The organism is Geminicoccus sp. (assembly GCF_036263595.1).
In the GTDB taxonomy this organism is placed as follows: domain Bacteria; phylum Pseudomonadota; class Alphaproteobacteria; order Geminicoccales; family Geminicoccaceae; genus Geminicoccus.
Window position 1 is genome coordinate 1 of record NZ_DATAGQ010000195.1, and the last position, 15672, is coordinate 15672.

A 15672-nucleotide genomic window follows, 5' to 3' on the forward strand; every position below is an offset into this window, starting at 1 on the left:
CGGCTGCCCCGTCGGCGCCCGGCGCATCGGCTGCAGGAGCACCTCGATCGGCACCCAGTCGACCTGCGCCCTGATCCGCTCCAGCCGCTGGTTGCTGCCAAAGGCCGCCGGCAACAGGGCTTCCACCAGGCTCACCTGACCACCGCCATGCGCACCATCGGCCGCCTCCGTCCTGATGGGCAGGATCGAATCACAGCAGCACAGCCAAGGCCAGGGTTTCGCGGCAGTCTCTTAAGAAGGCCTTGGATGCGGCACGGGCAAAAGCCAGTCACGCAGCTGCCGTCGTGGAACGGTCGAAGGGACGGTTCACGACGAGGACCATCGCCTGCACGCTGGAAGTTACCCGCTCGAACTTGGCCGAACGCCAGGTGCATAAATCGTCCATCTGCATTCCATTTTCGTCTATGCAATCCTCTATCTTCATAGTAATATCTTCTAAACTAGACTTTATAAATATTTATACCTATTGTTACAAGCAATAACAACAACTTTTCCTAAAATTTATATGTTGATATATGTAAAAACGAAATATTATTGACAATATTCGGAAACTGAAGTGACATTCAAACTATCCGATTCCATCTGGTTTCGTCCATATATTGTATTGGTTCTGATGAACATCCTCGTCGTCGTCGGGGGGGTGTGGTTCAGTCGCATCGTCAAAAGTCAGTATGCGCAGTCCGTGCAGATCAATCAGGACTGGGTCGAGCGGCTTTCCCACTACGTGGATCTCGTCCAGTTCGCAGCAGCGGTCAATGCGCCGGGCAATGACGTGTTCGATACGCTTGCCATTGATGCCGAGGAGGCCCAGCGCGACCAGGCGCTTGCTGCATTCGATCAGGCGATGAAGCAGGCGCGTGACGGTCTTCTCAATGCACCTGAGCATGCCCGGACCCTGCTTCCGTGGCTGGATGCGACTGAAGAGCTGATGGCCCGGATGGTCGCCGACTCCAGGGAGATCTTCTTTCATCTTCGTCGTGGAGATACGGCGCGCGCCGCTGCGTTCATGGCAGGCATGGACCGTCAGTACGCGCAGATCGCCGCTGCGATGAGCACGCTCAGCAAACAGGTCGGCCTCTTGCAGACCTACGCGTTCAACGAGCAGGTACATGCGCTGGAGCGCATGGAGATGCTGGAGATCTGGATCGCAGTATTGCTGGTCATCATGGTCACCAGTGCAACGATCTGCGGCTACAAGGCGGTCCGCCGCCTTCACGAGAGCGAGGCTGAGCTTGCGCGCGCGCGCGATGCCGCCAACGCAGCAAGCAAGGCAAAGTCAGACTTTCTTGCCGTCATCTCCCACGAGATCCGCACGCCGCTTACCACCGTCCTGGGATCCGCCGATCTCCTGTCCACTGTCGACTTGCCCGAAAAGCCACTGAGCTACGTCCATGCCATCCAGGCATCGGGCCGGCATCTTCTGGCCATCGTCAACGATGTGCTGGACTTCTCCAAGATCGAGGCGGCTGGCGTCCATTTCGAGAAGGTCGATTTCCGCCTGCAGTCGGTGCTCGAACATGTCCAATGGTTGATGGCTCCCGCGGCAGCCGAGCGTGGCCTCCATTTCGAGGTGACCGATACGTCCGATCCTCATCGGGTCTTGCAAGGTGACCCCACCCGTCTTCGGCAGATTCTACTCAATCTTGTCAGCAACGCGATCAAGTTCACCCATGAAGGCAGCGTCCGGGTCAGTGTAGGGGAAGTTCCAAGGTGGCCCGATCATGTTCGACTGCAGGTGGAGGTCAAGGACACCGGGATCGGGATCCCGCTCGACAAGCAGGCTAAGCTGTTTGATCCATTTTGCGATGCTGCTGCTGAAACGGCTCGGTCCTATGGAGGAACGGGACTGGGCCTGGCGATCTGCAAGCGGCTGATCGATGCAATGGGAGGGACGATCAACCTCGAAAGCGCATCTGGCCAGGGCAGCCGCTTCTGGTTCGAGATCGAGTTTCCCTTAGGCGATCCTGCCGGCGTTGAGGAAAAGATCGTCTTTGGCCCAGTCGGGAGCGCCAAGCTCCGGATCCTGCTGGCGGAAGATGCCGAGCTCAACCGGCATCTTCTGGAGGAGGTGTTGAGCCAGCAGGGCCATCAGGTGACGTGCGTCGTGAACGGTGCTGAGGCGCTTGCCTTGATCCAGCGCCAGCCATTCGACGTCATTGTCATGGATGTGCAGATGCCGGTGCTGGACGGGATCGAGGCGACCCGGCGCATCCGGGCTCTTGCTCCGCCGCTGGCCGGCACGCCGATCGTAGGCCTGACGGCCAATGTGCTGGACGAGACGCGACTGCGCTGCTTGCAGGCCGGCATGAACCGGTGCTTGCCCAAGCCATGCAGTTGGCCCGAACTGTTCACGGCCTTGCTTCAGGTTGCAAGCAGACCGGACGACACGATTGTCAGCCATCGGGACGAAGCTCCGTCGGATGTCCCTCTGTTCGACCGGTTCGGGCTCAATCTTGCAGCCAGCCAAGCCGCCAAAGATCTCCTTCCGCAGGTCATCGAGGAGGCGCTCCGGGTTTGCGCGCAACTACGGCTAGCGCCAGCTTCGCCTGAAGAGATGCGTCAAGAAGCACATAAGCTGAAAGGTACCGCCGGACTGTTCGGGCTCAGGCGCATCAGGCTGGCTGCCATCGAGCTTCACGCGGCAGCCTCCAAGCCCGACGAGGTGCCAAAAGCGCTGGATCATCTGTCCGCTGCCGTGGACGCCACACGTGATGAGCTGGCCGACAGTGGCCTGATCGTCGGCGAGGCCGGTCAGGCTGGGGCGGATCGAACGGGTGAGGGTGGGCCGGAAGACGGCTCAGATCAACAGGGCAGTCCGTCCAACCCCGCCGTATCCGCTCATTCAAGGTAAGCTCGCAGTGACGATACGCATCATCGTGGCCGACGATCATCCGGTAGTTCTGGAAGGGGTGGTGCGCCTCCTGGAACGCGAGGCCGACCTGGAAGTCGTGGCGCGCTGCGCCTCCAGCGACGCGGCTCTCCTTGCGCTACGCGAGCATCGTCCAGACGTCATGCTGCTCGACGTGAACATGCCGAAGGTCAACGGCATCGACATGCTGCGCAAGGCATCGGACGAGGGCCTGCAGTCGCGGGTCATCCTGTTGACTGCTGGCCTCAGCGAGGATCAGCTCCTGGAGGCTGTGCGGCTGGGTGTCAGGGGTGTCGTGCTCAAGGACGCTGCACCGGATGTACTGATACGTGCCATTCGCACCGTCCAAGGTGGCGGACAGTGGCTGGAGCCACATTTTGCCGCTGCGACCTTCGAGCAGCTCCTGGCGCGCGAAGCTCAAAAGCAGCAATCACCCAATCCTCTGTCCCGGCGTGAACTGGAGCTGGTCCAGCTGGTGATGCAAGGGCTACGCAACAAGGAGGTAGCGTTCAGGCTCGGCATCACCGAAGGAACCGTGAAGATCCACCTGCACCGGATCTACGAGAAGCTAGGAGTGAGCAGTCGGATGGATCTGGCCAACTATGTGCGCAAGCACCTGACGCAGGCATCGCCTCGATGAAATGGCTGAGCCGAACAATCCCAAAGGGTTCTGAACAAAAACATGATTACTGCGTGGGCCCTGCCGACACATCAGGCGACCACGGAAAAATGGGTCTCACATTTGACGACTTGATATCATCATCAACGGTCAGCCGCTGGCGTCCTGATCTAGCGCATTCCTCTGAGGGTCTGCGCGAGAGGGAAACCAACTAGGCCATCCGAGCGACGATCATCTGTCCTCGATCCGTGCTATCTCCAGCTCGTCAAAGCGAGCATGGACTTCACGGACAAGCTCCTGATCCATGGGAGCGGCCACCAGCAGGACGCTCGCGCGAAAGTTCGGCGCCATGCCAAGCAGTCCGTCCTCGCCCGGAAATGGCAGTTGCCCTGTCAGGCTGTCTCCTGCCGTAAGCCGAGCATTGGTGGTGAAGACGACTTCTTGCTGGCTCACGATCTGTGTCATGCCGGTACCGCCTTCGAAGTTGATCGGCAATTCCACCAGATGGCGGGTCATGATTTTTTGTCTTTTTGCGAGGGCTGGTTCGTTGTCGTCACAATAAATATAGATACGGCACAGCGCAATCCGACAATCGTTCAGCAGAGACTATAACTTTGGTAAGATATACTGCTGAAACTTCAGCTACATAGCTAGAAAGTTACCGGAAGGACATCCGAGGATATCCAGGGTTGAAATCACGACAACACGGCGTCATTCATCGTCGGCCCGCGACGGGCACCCACATCAGAGTTTATAATTTTTGCAGAAGGCTTTGATACGCCTAAAGCATCCATAACAGCACCTCCACTGGCGCTGTCGCAGCATCGCAAAGCTTGGGTAAAATGTCTCAGTCGCCGGTCAATAATGACATCATCCGACTGTCCGCCAATCAAGACAAATCTCTAATTATATACCATCTGATATAAGATGCATCTATCGAGTGGTCAGAAAGTTATATAACCGCTGCCAACTACAGTTATAGAAGATTTGATCGAAGGTTAAATTGCGGCATTTCGTTAAAAGTTTATACAAATCTCGCAAGGAATGCCGCCAAACCAGGTCAGCCGATCCTTCTGATCCACGAGCTGATGCAACATAGGCGGCCCCCTTGACCTAAGGGCTTGGGTAAATATGAACCTGGAGCATCTCAATGCTTCGACGACGTATGTTTGCAGGCGGGATGGGTGCAGCCACTATCGCGGCAGCCGCCCTGACGGTACCGGCCGTGCGTCAGGGAGCGCAGGCCAAGTCGTTGGGCATTCCTGACATCGAGGTGACGGATCAGGACGGGCGGGCCTATCGGTTCTATTCCGACCTGATCCATGACCAGGTCGTGATGATCAATTTCTTCTTTCAGAGCTGCGGCGAGACCTGTCCCCTGGTCACGCAGAATCTGCGTCTGGTGCAGGACCTGCTGGCTGCACGGATGGGGCGTGACATCTTCATGTACTCTATCACACTACAGCCAATATTCGACCAGCCGCACATACTCAAGGATTATGCGAAACTCTGGGAGGTGCGGCCCGGCTGGAAGTTCCTGACGGGGGAACCCGAGAAGATCGAGCAGTTGCGTCGATCCTTGGGCTTCGCAAGCCTGGACCCGGATTATGACCTAATCCTGGACAACCACACCGGCACACTGCGCTACGGCAATGCCCGCCTCAACCGCTGGGCCGCCACGCCAGCACTGGCGCGGCCAGAGTGGATTGCAAAGGCGGTCACGTCCCTCACCGGCCAACCGTTGGCCTGAAGCTGCGACGCAGAACAAGCCACTCGAAGACGCCGGGTTCATCCGCCTGCATTGGATGGGGGTTGGAACAATGTCAAACAAGCTCGACGCAAGACGCGCGGTCGAACTCCGCAACCAGCTCCAGGCCGCCAGGTTCAGCCGCCGCGAGCTCGCCAAGCTCGGCCTCATTGCCGGCGGAGCATACTGGCTGAAGGGCGCCTCATTGCGTTCGGCCCTGGCCGCCAGTGCAGCCAGCCCGAGGACCACGCCGTGGCAGGAGCCACTGCCGATTCCGAGCCCGGCGGAAGAAGATTCCAGCGACGCTTATCCCTATAGCGAGGCCGAACATCAATACTGCGCTAATCGCTTCAAGATGAAGCGTTGGATCCACCTGCGGGTCAGGGAGCGCAGCCACGAGTTCGCCCCCGGCCTGGAGAGCAAGGTCTGGTCCTATGGCGATGAGTTCGGCGGTCCCTTGATCGACGTCCGCTACAACGAGCCGTTCTGCCTGCACATCGAGAACGACCTGCCGGCTGTCCAGGACCATTACGGGTTCGGCCATCCCGAGATCGCGCCCCACCTGCACAACTTCCATAGCGCGTCCGAAAGCGACGGTGGCCCGTGGAACTGGATCCACCCGAAGGGCAACAGCTTCGGCAAGCCGAACCTCCGGAACTTCCACTACTCCATGGCCCGGGCAGGGTTCGACAAGCAGAAGGGCATCCCGGCTAAGTGGATCGATCCGGTCTCCGGCGGCGATCTGCGCGAGACCCTCACCACCATGTTCATCCACGATCACCGCCCGGAGTTCACGGCCGCCAATGTGTACAAGGGCATGGTGGCGATGGTGCGGGCGTTCGACGAGAACGATACCGGCAACGAGAACACCGGCTGGCGGCTGCCGAGTGGTGCCTATGACGTACCGTTGATCCTGGCGGACAAGCAGTTCGATCCGGACACGGGCGAACTTGCCTTCAATCAGTTCTCGGTCGACGGCTGGCTCGGCGACAAGCTGACCGTGAACGGCAAGATCCAGCCCTACATGGATGTAAAGCGCCGCAAGTACCGCTTCCGCCTGCTGAACGGCGGGCCGTCGCGCTTCTACAACCTGCTGCTGCGCAAGGATGGAGTGAACCAGCCCTTCCACATCCTCAGCAAGAGCGGCAACCTCCTGCCGAGGACGCTCAAGGACGTCACCAGCGTCGACCTGTGGGTGGCCGAGCGCTCGGACATCGTCATCGACTTCAGAAGGTTCAAGAAGGGCGACAAGGTCTACTTGTGCAACAACCTGGTGATGATGGCGGATGGCCGCGGCATCGACCGGGGCAAGACCACCAACCCGGATTCGGTATCCAATCAGATCCTGGAGTTCCGCGTAGGTGCTGCGGCAGAGGATGCCAGCGTCGTTCCGGCCGCGTTCCGGCCATTGCCGGCGATCAACCTGAACGAGGTGGTGAAGGTCCGCGAGTGGGAACTCGGCCGCCTGAACGGCATGTGGCACATCAACGGCAAGTTCTGGGATCCCGACATCGACCATAGCCCGGAATTCATGATGAACCCGCCGAACCAGGTGCGCCGCAACTCGGCGGAGATCTGGCGCATCCGCAGCACCTCAGGTGGCTGGGACCATCCCATGCACATCCACTTCGAGGAGGGCCTGATCATGTCGATCAACGAACGCCAGGTCCTCGATGCCGACCGCTACCGGGCTGACATCTACCGATTCGGCGGCAACCAGCGGACCAGCGAGATGGAGATCTTCCTGCGTTTCCGCGATTTCCCGGATCCGGACTACAGCTATAAGTCAACAGATAGTGGCCGCTATGTCATGCACTGCCACAATACGATGCATGAAGATCACGCGATGATGGCAACCTGGAACATCGTCGACTGAACTGGCTGCTTAGCTGAATCCAGTGCTGAAGAACATTCAAAGCAGTCCTGCATAGCGTGCCGGACTAAGACAATACTCGTGCCTTGAGGAGGCTACTCATGATGCTCCGCAACCTCATGCTTGGCGCCGCAGCCATTGCTCTGGCGGCCATGGTCACGCCGGCAAATGCCCAACTCGCACCGGGCACCGTTGAGATCGAAGGGCCAATCTCGGATGTCAGCCTTGAGAGCGGCATCGACCAGACGAACCAAGGATCCCGAGAATATATCGGCTCCATCAAGATCATGGGGGTGAACGTCAAGGTCCTGAAGGGCGCCTTCGTCCACACACCAACCAACACCACGACGGTTACTCTTGCGGACTTCGCAGGAAGTGCCGAGCGTTTCCCGGGCCGTTCCTCCGGCGGATTTATCGGCGGCACGGGCATTATTGTCGGTGAGAGCATCAACGGTCAAGTCTATGCAAACGACGTATTCAGCGACCTGTTCGAGCATGTGGTCGTTGGCGAGGCGACGGCTCCTGTCATCATCAACGACCAAGTAAGTCGTTCCACCGTCAACGGGATGATCATCCGCCGTTCCACCGATTCAAGAATGCCTGCCGGTCCCGCCATCAACGGTCTGGGCCTCAGGATCGATGCCGATGCGATCACCGAAGGCACGCTGGTGGCTGCGGAAGGATATTATGTGCCCGGCCAGAATACGCTCTGGTACCACACGCTTGAGGCCGACGGCGCGCCGCTGCTCAGGCCCACGGCTACACAGGTTGGTATTCTGCGCGCGGACTGCCGGATCCGGGGCGGAGGCCGGGACGAGATCCAGGTCCTGGGAGGTGTCGCCAATCCGGCCAATGCCACGGTCCAGATACGCATTCCGGATCCAACGCCAGCTAATCCCAATCGGTTCGTCACGATCGGCTTGGTGACGGCGGTACCCGATCCGGCAACGAGCAGCCCGGTACAGGGACAATTCCGTGCAGACTTCCGGAACCTGACGATCCCGGACGGTGTGTGCCCGTCGATCGTCCGTGCCGTGGTTCCGGTGGGCACCGGCTCTCCGCCAGCAGCGACGCAGGCAGTCGCCACGGCCGACATGGACGGCCGCTGAGAGCCGCGCAGAGCACCACCGGCTCTGGGGGAAACCGGTGGTGCTCCTGCATCGTCGACGCGAGCACAGGATCAGAAATCAGATGGCCGGACAGCACGTCGTTGTCGGCGCAGCCCTCCTGCTCGGCGGGATGGCGGCCGGGTTCCTGCCCTTGGTCGGGCAGGCTCAAGAAGTTGCCGAGGTTGAGGAAGAGCCCGCCGAGGCGGGAGCAATGCTCGGCTCCCTGCGCGGCCTGAGGCCGCCAGCTCCACCGGCCACCGAGTACAACGCCCTGGTCAAGGACCGGAACTGGCTGATCGTGCTCGGCAAGGCGCTCTACTGGGACAGCGCGGTCGGCAGCGACGGCCAAGCCTGCGCCAGCTGCCACTTCCACGCAGGTGCTGACCCACGCCTGGTCAACCAGCTTTCGCCCGGGCTGCTGAACCAGCCTTTCGCCGATGACAAGTTCGGCGGGCTTGGTGCCGGGGCAGGCCTGACGCGGGGCGGCCTCCTGAGTGGCAGCGGTAAGAAGGCCGGCACCAACATAGAGCTGGAGGCCAGCGACTTTCCATTCCACCAGCTCGCCGAGCCAACCGACCGGAACTCGGCCATTCTCTACGAAACCAACGATGCCGTCTCGTCGCAAGGCTCCTTCGACGGCACGCTGCTGAGCGTTCCGCGCCAGCTCAAGTTCCGTACCCGCACACGCGACTTCTGCATGCGGGGTCAGGACACGATCTTCCAGGCCACGATCAATGGGCAGGTAAAGCAGGTCCGCAAGGTGGCACCGCGCAACTCGCCCACCGTGATCAACGCAGCGTTCAACTTCCGCAATTTCTGGGACGGCCGCGCCAACAACGTCTTCAACGGCGTCGGCGTGTTCGGCAGGCGAGAGACGCTGCTCGATCCGGCCGCGCGCATCCTGGTGCTGGACAGTTCAGGCAACCCCGTTCTCCAGCCGCTGGCGCTGCGCAACATGAGCCTGGCGTCACAGGCTGCAGGCCCACCCAACAGCGATGTCGAGATGGCCTGTGCAGACAACAAGTTCGCATCGATCGGGCGCAAGCTGCTTACCCAGACGGCCCTTGTCGGCCAGACGATCGACGAGACCGACAGCGTGTTCGGCGTTCTCTCACCGACAGGCAAGCAGATCCGCGCCGCCGGCAAGGGCTTGAAGCAGACCTACCGGATGCTCCTGCAGAAGGCCTTCCAGGAACATCTTTGGGCCGGATCAGGCAAGTACGTGATCAGCGAGGAAGGGCAGCTGCAGGCGTCCGATACCGGCTATACCCAGGATGAGCTCAACTTCGCCCTGTTCTTCGGCATGGCGATCGACGCTTACGAGCGCACGCTGATCTCGGGCCAGTCGCCCTTCGACCGGTATGCCGAGGGCAGGGTCGACGCGCTGAACGCGCAGCAGAAAGCCGGCCTGGAGCTGTTCCAGGGCAAGGCCAGGTGCGCAGCCTGCCATAACGGGCCTCTGTTCACCAACGCAGCGATGCCGCCTCGGCAGCGCAAGGAGCTGATCGAGAACATGCCGATGGCCGATAGTGGCCAGGCCCTCTATGACGGCGGCTTCTACAATATCGGTGTGCGGCCGACCCACGAGGATGTCGGGCTCGGTGGTAACGTCATGGGGTATCCCTTGTCGTTCACCCGTCAGTACGTGAACGGCAAAAGGGTCGACAGCTTTCCTGCGCCCTTGGGCGGCAAGCTTGACCGCGTGGCTGTGGACGGCTCGTTCAAGACGCCGACCTTGCGCAATGTCGCGCTGACCGCGCCCTACTTCCATCATGGCGGCGAGGCGACCTTGCGGGGCGTGGTCGAGTTCTACAATCGCGGTGGCAACCGGCGGGACCTGGCCGGTGGCGACACGACGGGCACCGGCCCACGCGGCCAGTCCACCCCGATCGGGCCGAACCAGGGCGGCAGCAATCTCGCCCCGGACATCACCCCGCTTAACCTGACCGACAGCGAGATGGATGCGCTGGTGGCGTTCATGAAGTCGCTGACCGATCGGCGCGTGGCCTGCCATGCCGCACCCTTCGACCATCCGGAACTGGTGGTGCCGAACGGTCATGTCGTCGGTGGCAACCGAGGCCGAGCAGCGGACGCCAAGCTCCGTCTCCTGCCCGCCGGCCGTGGCGGTTATGCGCCGGCCCTGTGCGACCCGAACACGGGCGACCTGTTCAAGCGCAACCTGATCGGCGGGATGCTGCAGCCGGTGCCTTGAGGTGCACGGTCACGCGAGCGGCATCTTCGTGGAGCGTGACCGCGCAACCGGCCGAGATGACGGATTTACCCTCAGATCATCCGCGCTCGCAAAGAGCTTGGCGATTTTCTGCCATGTCCGGCAAGCCGGCCCAATGGAGAACCATCATGTCAGCCAGGGCGATGTCGGCCAAAAAGACGCGAGGCCAGGGGCTGGCTCTTGCTCTTTCGCTGCCGCTGGTTCTCGGCGCTTTCCATCAGGCAGGGGCCGAACCTGCGGATGAGCCGCAGCGCTTCAAGCTGGTGTGTGGGAGTTCAGGCTCGTCGTCCTCGACCTGCCACTTCGGCTTTGCTGCCAGCAAGGTGACCATCGAGAAGCAGCTCTCATCAGCCGCCTGCATCGAGGACACGACCTGGCAGGCAACAGGCCGCTCGGTCACCGTGCACAATGGATGCGATGCCCGGTTCGAGGTCGAAACAGACACCAGACGCCCAAAGGTCGTCATCCTGACCGACATCGGTCAGGATCCGGACGATACCCAGTCCCTGATCAGAGCCCTGCTGCACGCCAATGATCTGAGCATAGAAGGGATCATTCCCACCTATCGGCCAGGTGGCCGGCTGGTGGCCAGCGACTTGGCCAAGCTCGTCATCAAGACCTACGGGAAGGATGTCGATCAGCTGCGGCAGCACGACATACGCTATCCCGATGCCGACGAGCTGCTCGCGCGCCTGAAGCCTGGCCATCCCTTCAACGACAAGATCGGGGCAGGCTATGACTCGCCTGGCTCCAAACATCTCGTGAAGGTGGTGGATGCCAGCGAGGAGCCGGTCTGGGTGCTGGTCTGGGGTGGCAGCCGCGAGCTTGCCCAGGCCGTCTACAAGGTACGCAACACCCGCTCGGACAAGGCCTTCCACGCGTTCATCGACAAGTTGCGGGTCTATGCGATTGCCTGGAGCCAATATTCACCGGAACCGGCCGAGTATCTTGCTGCCAATGCCAACGACCTGTTCTGGATCTCCAGTGCCTCCTACGACGGCAAGAAGAACGCCACGTTCCGCGGCATGTACATGCTGGGCGATCATTCCATGCAGGACCGGGCGTGGAAGAAGGAGTTCATCTTGAGCCGGGGCCAGCTCGGCAAGCTGTACCCGCTGACAACCACGGAGGACGGACTGAAGGAAGGCGACACGCCATCGCTCTTGCACGTCCTTCCGATCGGACTGAGCGATCCGGAGCGACCTGAGGAAGGTGGCTGGGGTGGGCGCTATGAGCAGGAGCCTGCCTATGCTCACATCACCCGCAACTTCTTCTCCAGCCGCGACGTGAAGGACTGGCTGGATGACCAGCGGGATCGGCGTGCTTCGGTAGCCCGCTGGCGGCCGGCGTTCCAGGCGGAGTTCGCGGCCAGGGCGGCGTGGCTGGAGTTGGACTATGACGATGCCAATCATCCGCCCATCGTGGCAATGGATGGTGAAACATCCCGCGCAGCCCGTTCAGGCGACAAGATCACCCTGGATGCCAGTGCTTCGGTCGATCCGGATGATGACCGCTTGAGCTATCGCTGGTGGATCTACAAGGAAGCCAGCTCACTCTCCGACGGGTTGGAGATCACCGACAGCGATTCAGCTGTTGCCACCGTGGTTGTGCCTGAGGTCGAGAAGCAGGAGGAAGTCTCGATCATCCTGGAAGTTCAGGATGACGGCATGCCCGCCCTGACACGCTACCAACGGATCCGCCTGATCATCGATCCGTGACCAACAGCTGGGCATGCCTCCCTACCTGGCAACGGACATGGCGTCAGCGTCCGCACTTGTGGCGCAGGAGCCAGGACCCACGCCACGATCGAGGGGCAAGCCCACCTGGCCCGGCAGGACCGAGGTCCAGGTAACCCATCCCCGGTTGTCGAGGCCGAGCAGCCGCCTCAGACCATGTGCAGGCGGCTGCTCATCAGAATAGTCGCCCTAGTGCCCCATGCCGAAAACAAGGGGCGGTGCCGGCAGAACTGGAAGTAGGGGCACCGGAGGAAGCGTCCGAGCAGGCATTCAGGGCCGGCACCGACGTCGCCTTGGATCCTGCGACCACAACCCGGCGCTTACCGGGACTTCCACAGGGGCATTGGCCAGAGCGGGCAGCACGCCGGGCACCACGGCCCGCCCGTCCTGACATATCTCGTCAGTCGGCTGGATGGCTGATGCCGATATCGCGAGCCGTATCATTCTCTCGATCGGACGTCGCACGCTCCTTGTTGCGCATCGCCTCCTCCTGTTCACGCAGGCGCGGCGCATCGAGTGTTTCCTCGGCACGACGGGCATTCTCGTGGGGATCGGGGTTCAGCGCTTCGGTGAGCGTCCCAACGATCGGCTTCCTGCGGTCCTCGGCCATGAGACCTCCTGTCCGGTACGGCTCCGGCGGCTTTGCCGGAAGCTCTTGTGATCAACGGCCGAGAAGCGGCAGCGGTGTCAGACCTGCTCGCACGGCCGGCTGTCATCGTTCCGCCATCCCGTTCAGCTATGCGCACCATGCCTAGCAGCATCAGTCGTTGCCAAGGTGGCAAGAGGTACAAGAGCAGTGGTGGTAAACCAGCTTGCGCAGATCGGGCCTTTCCGCGACCTGCCGTCTGCAGCATTGGCAGGCTTATGTCAGCAATGCTCATCCGCTCACCATCTAGCGGGTGAGATCATCTACAATTCTGCGCATAAGGTGCCGCCTTGTGTATTCCTGATCGTGGAGGGCAGGGTCGAGATCCTGCAAGGTCAGGGCAAGGCTGCACCTGTTCGAGTGGGCCATGCCGGTGCCGGCCAACTGGTCGGCGAGTTCACTGCGCTCGATGGCGTCCAGGGGCACAATCTGGTGCGCGCCCTGGAGGCGACGCAGGTCGTCACCATTCCTCAGGACGTGTTCCGCGCCGTGGTGACGCAGCATCCTCCCGTAGCCTTGAACCTGCTGCGGGACATGATCGGCATCATTCGCAAGATGAACGACCGGTTGGCGTTGCTGGCGGGCACGCATGTCGAGGTCGAGCGCATCCGCCGGGATCTGTTCCGGTTCGTTGTCTGATGCCTCGCATGAGCGGGCCATCCAACGAGCAGCACATCTGCCGCCCGTTTCCTCCACCGTTCTCCTCGATCAGCAGACGAAAGGAATTCAGATGAACATCAACGCATGGATGTGGGCAGCCGCCGTGGCTGGCCTGCTTGCCGGCACAGCCGGTAGCGCGCTGGCTGAAGATCGCATGGAATGCGGCGTCGAATCGTCGACCTCGACGACAACGCAAGGCTGCCGGCCCGATGCGACCGACGGCGACGCCGCCGGCGGGGGACAAGGCAGCAGCGGATCGGGCGATGCCGGCTCCAGCACCGACGGTGGTGCCGACGGCGCCGGCTCCAGCGGATCCGGCTCCAGCGGCTCGAGCGGATCTGGTTCCAGTTCCTCCAGCGGGAGCGGCTCTGGCGGCTGATCCGCCAAAAGGGTTGGCTTGAGCAGGTGCGGGAGGCGGGATCAGCGTCGGCATGCTGGTCCTGCCTTTCTCACCGGTATCATCAGAGTACTGGCTGCTGCCGTTCGATCAGCAATGTCATGGCCGACCAGGCGACATAGGCCGAGATCCAGGCCACGCAGACCAACAGGATCATGTCATTGCTGGTGTGGAACAGGCTCTGCCCGTGCCAGTGCCGGGACGCTGCCTCATAGAGAAGCGGACTTCCGATCGCACCGAGCATGGTCAGCAGCACCCGCAGCCGTCGCAGTTTGGATAAGCCCGTTGCCGGCGCACAACGGCTTGGTCTGCCAGACTCCATGCTACTTGCCTGCCGGTCTCGCTGGTTCCCAAAGGATCGGAGGGTAGCTCATTAGCGTGGCCGTTCCGTGACGCCAGGATGCCGAAACGCAGGTGCCAGCATGGCAGTCCGCGCAGGCCACGCTGCCGAACAGATGAAATCGACGTTATCGCAGCTGGCAGAGCTAGGCGCCTGCCGGAGGCACGCCACATCGGGTATGGCCGCAACAACCGAGGGGCTGGCCCGTGCGAGCAAAGACGCAGATGCAGAACGACGATCTGTTCGACTACCGTCAGAAACTGGCGGTCGCATTTGCCAGGGAAACGGAATGGTCAGTCGCCGACCGTGAGCGGCAACGCTACGCCCAACATGTGGAGCCGGAGATGTCGTGGGAGGAACTGGCGCAGCTCATCGCTGATGAACGAGCCGGACCGGTGCCGGAGTGATCACCAGCTGGGCTGCTCCAGCCGGCTGGCTTGAACTTCCGGCTCCGTGACCCGCCCTTCGCTGGATCCATGTTTCAGGGTCCTGCCAGAAGTTCCAGACGCTTGGCGTACATCTCCAGATGGCTGTGTGATCGCGGCTGCCGCAGGTCCGCGATCACGAACTGCCGGATCTCGGCAATGAGGTCATCAATGAGATGCGTAGCTGCGACGTTTGCCGGATGGGGGATGCTCGGCAGCCTGAGCAGGCTGCCGACGATATGGCTCAGACAGGCCCTGGCTTTCGGGCAAGCATCCTGTTCGGCACGTTGCTGCCAGTCCGCCAGAAACTGTGCAGTGGCCGGATGCACGGCCTGACGCTCGATCAGGACTGTCGACAGGGAAGGCAGTGCATCCATGGCCGGCTCCGGTCACCATAGTAAAGTTCAGCCGAGAGGGTCAGCCAGCAAGCGCCGGTTCCGGCACGAGGCTCTGCATCAGCGGCGCCGTGGTTGTAAGCACCATGTCGTCCCGTAGTGCCAGGTTCTGGATCCGCTCATCCTGCTCGGGCGGCGTTTCCGCCACGTCATAGGGCGTCTCGGCGAAGCTGCTGGCTAGATACTCCGCCAGGGCATCCTGTTCAGTGCCGTCGGCCGCGAACACGGCTTCACCAGTCAGGCTCGGCGACGTCTCGTCGAACAGGTCGACCCGGTCGGAGATGAGGTCGGCGAACGGATAGCCGTCGCCGCCATCCGCCAGGAAGGACAGGGTCACGACCTTGATCTCGCGGCTGGCATCGCCAATCAAGCTGCCGTCCCGGACGATCTCGTCCACGACGGTGCCTGTCTCGTCGACAATGGCGAGCGATTGAATGCGTGCACCACTGTCCAGGCCCGGGTCGAAGCTGAACTCGACCCCGCCGACCTGTGGGAACTGGCCGGGCGTGGCACCCTCGGCCGTGGCGGCGACGCCATGCTCCAGCAGCGCCTTCAGCCCTTCCGCGGTCGTCGTGACGATCGAGAGCGCGTTGTTGAACCGCAGCGAGTTGACGATGTCGAGCTGG

Annotated in this window: 15 protein-coding genes; 10 read left to right on the plus strand and 5 right to left on the minus strand. The window is 61.5% G+C overall.

Annotation, left to right across the window (positions count from 1 at the left end; translation table 11 throughout):
- Window positions 1-613: 613 nt before the first annotated feature.
- Window positions 614-2851, plus strand: a complete 2238-nt coding sequence (locus VHL31_RS21090) for a hybrid sensor histidine kinase/response regulator (RefSeq protein WP_329663210.1) — start codon at window positions 614-616, stop codon at window positions 2849-2851.
- 7 nt (window positions 2852-2858) lie between these two features.
- On the plus strand, window positions 2859-3509 hold the full coding sequence (locus VHL31_RS21095) for a response regulator transcription factor (protein ID WP_329663211.1): 651 nt from the start codon (window positions 2859-2861) through the stop codon (window positions 3507-3509).
- Between the two features lie 210 nt (window positions 3510-3719).
- Here VHL31_RS21095 and VHL31_RS21100 read toward each other — a convergent pair whose 3' ends face one another.
- A complete protein-coding gene (locus tag VHL31_RS21100) occupies window positions 3720-4004 on the minus strand; it encodes a hypothetical protein (RefSeq protein WP_329663212.1) in 285 nt (94 codons plus the stop codon).
- A gap of 664 nt (window positions 4005-4668) precedes the next feature.
- On the opposite strand from VHL31_RS21100, the gene VHL31_RS21105 reads away from it, so the two are divergent.
- The 5 genes from VHL31_RS21105 (at window position 4669) to VHL31_RS21125 (ending at window position 12165) form a co-directional block, all read left to right on the plus strand.
- On the plus strand, window positions 4669-5238 hold the full coding sequence (locus VHL31_RS21105) for an SCO family protein (RefSeq protein WP_329663213.1): 570 nt from the start codon (window positions 4669-4671) through the stop codon (window positions 5236-5238).
- Window positions 5239-5308: 70 nt separating this feature from the next.
- Complete coding sequence (locus tag VHL31_RS21110; protein ID WP_329663214.1) at window positions 5309-7111, plus strand: hypothetical protein; 1803 nt, start codon at window positions 5309-5311, stop codon at window positions 7109-7111.
- 98 nt (window positions 7112-7209) lie between these two features.
- Window positions 7210-8217 carry a hypothetical protein gene (locus VHL31_RS21115; protein WP_329663215.1) on the plus strand — a complete coding sequence of 336 codons (1008 nt, stop codon included), beginning with the start codon at window positions 7210-7212 and terminating at the stop codon, window positions 8215-8217.
- Window positions 8218-8299: 82 nt separating this feature from the next.
- Complete coding sequence (locus tag VHL31_RS21120; RefSeq protein ID WP_329663216.1) at window positions 8300-10429, plus strand: cytochrome-c peroxidase; 2130 nt, start codon at window positions 8300-8302, stop codon at window positions 10427-10429.
- Window positions 10430-10575: 146 nt separating this feature from the next.
- A complete protein-coding gene (locus VHL31_RS21125; RefSeq protein WP_329663217.1) occupies window positions 10576-12165 on the plus strand; it encodes a nucleoside hydrolase-like domain-containing protein in 1590 nt (529 codons plus the stop codon).
- A gap of 418 nt (window positions 12166-12583) precedes the next feature.
- On the opposite strand, the gene VHL31_RS21130 is transcribed toward VHL31_RS21125, so the two are convergent.
- The gene (locus VHL31_RS21130; RefSeq protein ID WP_329663218.1) at window positions 12584-12793 is read right to left on the minus strand and encodes a hypothetical protein; all 210 of its coding nucleotides are present in this window, start codon (window positions 12791-12793) and stop codon (window positions 12584-12586) included.
- Between the two features lie 189 nt (window positions 12794-12982).
- Between VHL31_RS21130 and VHL31_RS21135 the strand changes: the two genes are divergently transcribed.
- Together VHL31_RS21135 and VHL31_RS21140 are read left to right on the plus strand one after the other, a co-directional pair.
- On the plus strand, window positions 12983-13468 hold the full coding sequence (locus VHL31_RS21135; RefSeq protein WP_329663219.1) for a Crp/Fnr family transcriptional regulator: 486 nt from the start codon (window positions 12983-12985) through the stop codon (window positions 13466-13468).
- On the plus strand, window positions 13419-13868 hold the full coding sequence (locus VHL31_RS21140) for a hypothetical protein (RefSeq protein ID WP_329663220.1): 450 nt from the start codon (window positions 13419-13421) through the stop codon (window positions 13866-13868). Before VHL31_RS21135 ends, VHL31_RS21140 begins: the two co-directional genes overlap by 50 nt.
- An 82-nt stretch (window positions 13869-13950) precedes the next feature.
- On the opposite strand, the gene VHL31_RS21145 is transcribed toward VHL31_RS21140, so the two are convergent.
- Window positions 13951-14130: a hypothetical protein gene (locus VHL31_RS21145; protein WP_329663221.1), complete on the minus strand. Its 180-nt coding sequence runs from the start codon at window positions 14128-14130 to the stop codon at window positions 13951-13953.
- 320 nt (window positions 14131-14450) lie between these two features.
- Here VHL31_RS21145 and VHL31_RS21150 point away from each other — a divergent pair, with 320 nt between their 5' ends.
- Entirely contained in the window at window positions 14451-14633 is a 183-nt protein-coding gene (locus tag VHL31_RS21150; protein WP_329663222.1) for a hypothetical protein, read from the plus strand.
- A gap of 74 nt (window positions 14634-14707) precedes the next feature.
- On the opposite strand, the gene VHL31_RS21155 is transcribed toward VHL31_RS21150, so the two are convergent.
- A complete protein-coding gene (locus VHL31_RS21155) occupies window positions 14708-15028 on the minus strand; it encodes a hypothetical protein (protein ID WP_329663223.1) in 321 nt (106 codons plus the stop codon).
- Between the two features lie 40 nt (window positions 15029-15068).
- A partial coding sequence (locus tag VHL31_RS21160) for a 5'-nucleotidase (RefSeq protein WP_329663224.1) occupies window positions 15069-15672 on the minus strand: 604 nt, incomplete at its 5' end.

Bases quoted from the DNA above. Each gene is read 5' to 3' on its own strand.
- VHL31_RS21090 (WP_329663210.1), top strand. From the start codon at position 614: ATGAACATCCTCGTCGTCGTCGGGGGGGTGTGGTTCAGTCGCATCGTC.
- VHL31_RS21100 (WP_329663212.1), bottom strand. From the start codon at position 4,004: ATGACCCGCCATCTGGTGGAATTGCCGATCAACTTCGAAGGCGGTACC.
- VHL31_RS21105 (WP_329663213.1), top strand. From the start codon at position 4,669: ATGGGTGCAGCCACTATCGCGGCAGCCGCCCTGACGGTACCGGCCGTG.
- VHL31_RS21110 (WP_329663214.1), top strand. From the start codon at position 5,309: ATGTCAAACAAGCTCGACGCAAGACGCGCGGTCGAACTCCGCAACCAG.
- VHL31_RS21115 (WP_329663215.1), top strand. From the start codon at position 7,210: ATGATGCTCCGCAACCTCATGCTTGGCGCCGCAGCCATTGCTCTGGCG.
- VHL31_RS21120 (WP_329663216.1), top strand. From the start codon at position 8,300: ATGGCCGGACAGCACGTCGTTGTCGGCGCAGCCCTCCTGCTCGGCGGG.
- VHL31_RS21125 (WP_329663217.1), top strand. From the start codon at position 10,576: ATGTCAGCCAGGGCGATGTCGGCCAAAAAGACGCGAGGCCAGGGGCTG.
- VHL31_RS21130 (WP_329663218.1), bottom strand. From the start codon at position 12,793: ATGGCCGAGGACCGCAGGAAGCCGATCGTTGGGACGCTCACCGAAGCG.
- VHL31_RS21140 (WP_329663220.1), top strand. From the start codon at position 13,419: ATGTCGAGGTCGAGCGCATCCGCCGGGATCTGTTCCGGTTCGTTGTCT.
- VHL31_RS21145 (WP_329663221.1), bottom strand. From the start codon at position 14,130: ATGCTCGGTGCGATCGGAAGTCCGCTTCTCTATGAGGCAGCGTCCCGG.
- VHL31_RS21150 (WP_329663222.1), top strand. From the start codon at position 14,451: ATGCAGAACGACGATCTGTTCGACTACCGTCAGAAACTGGCGGTCGCA.
- VHL31_RS21155 (WP_329663223.1), bottom strand. From the start codon at position 15,028: ATGGATGCACTGCCTTCCCTGTCGACAGTCCTGATCGAGCGTCAGGCC.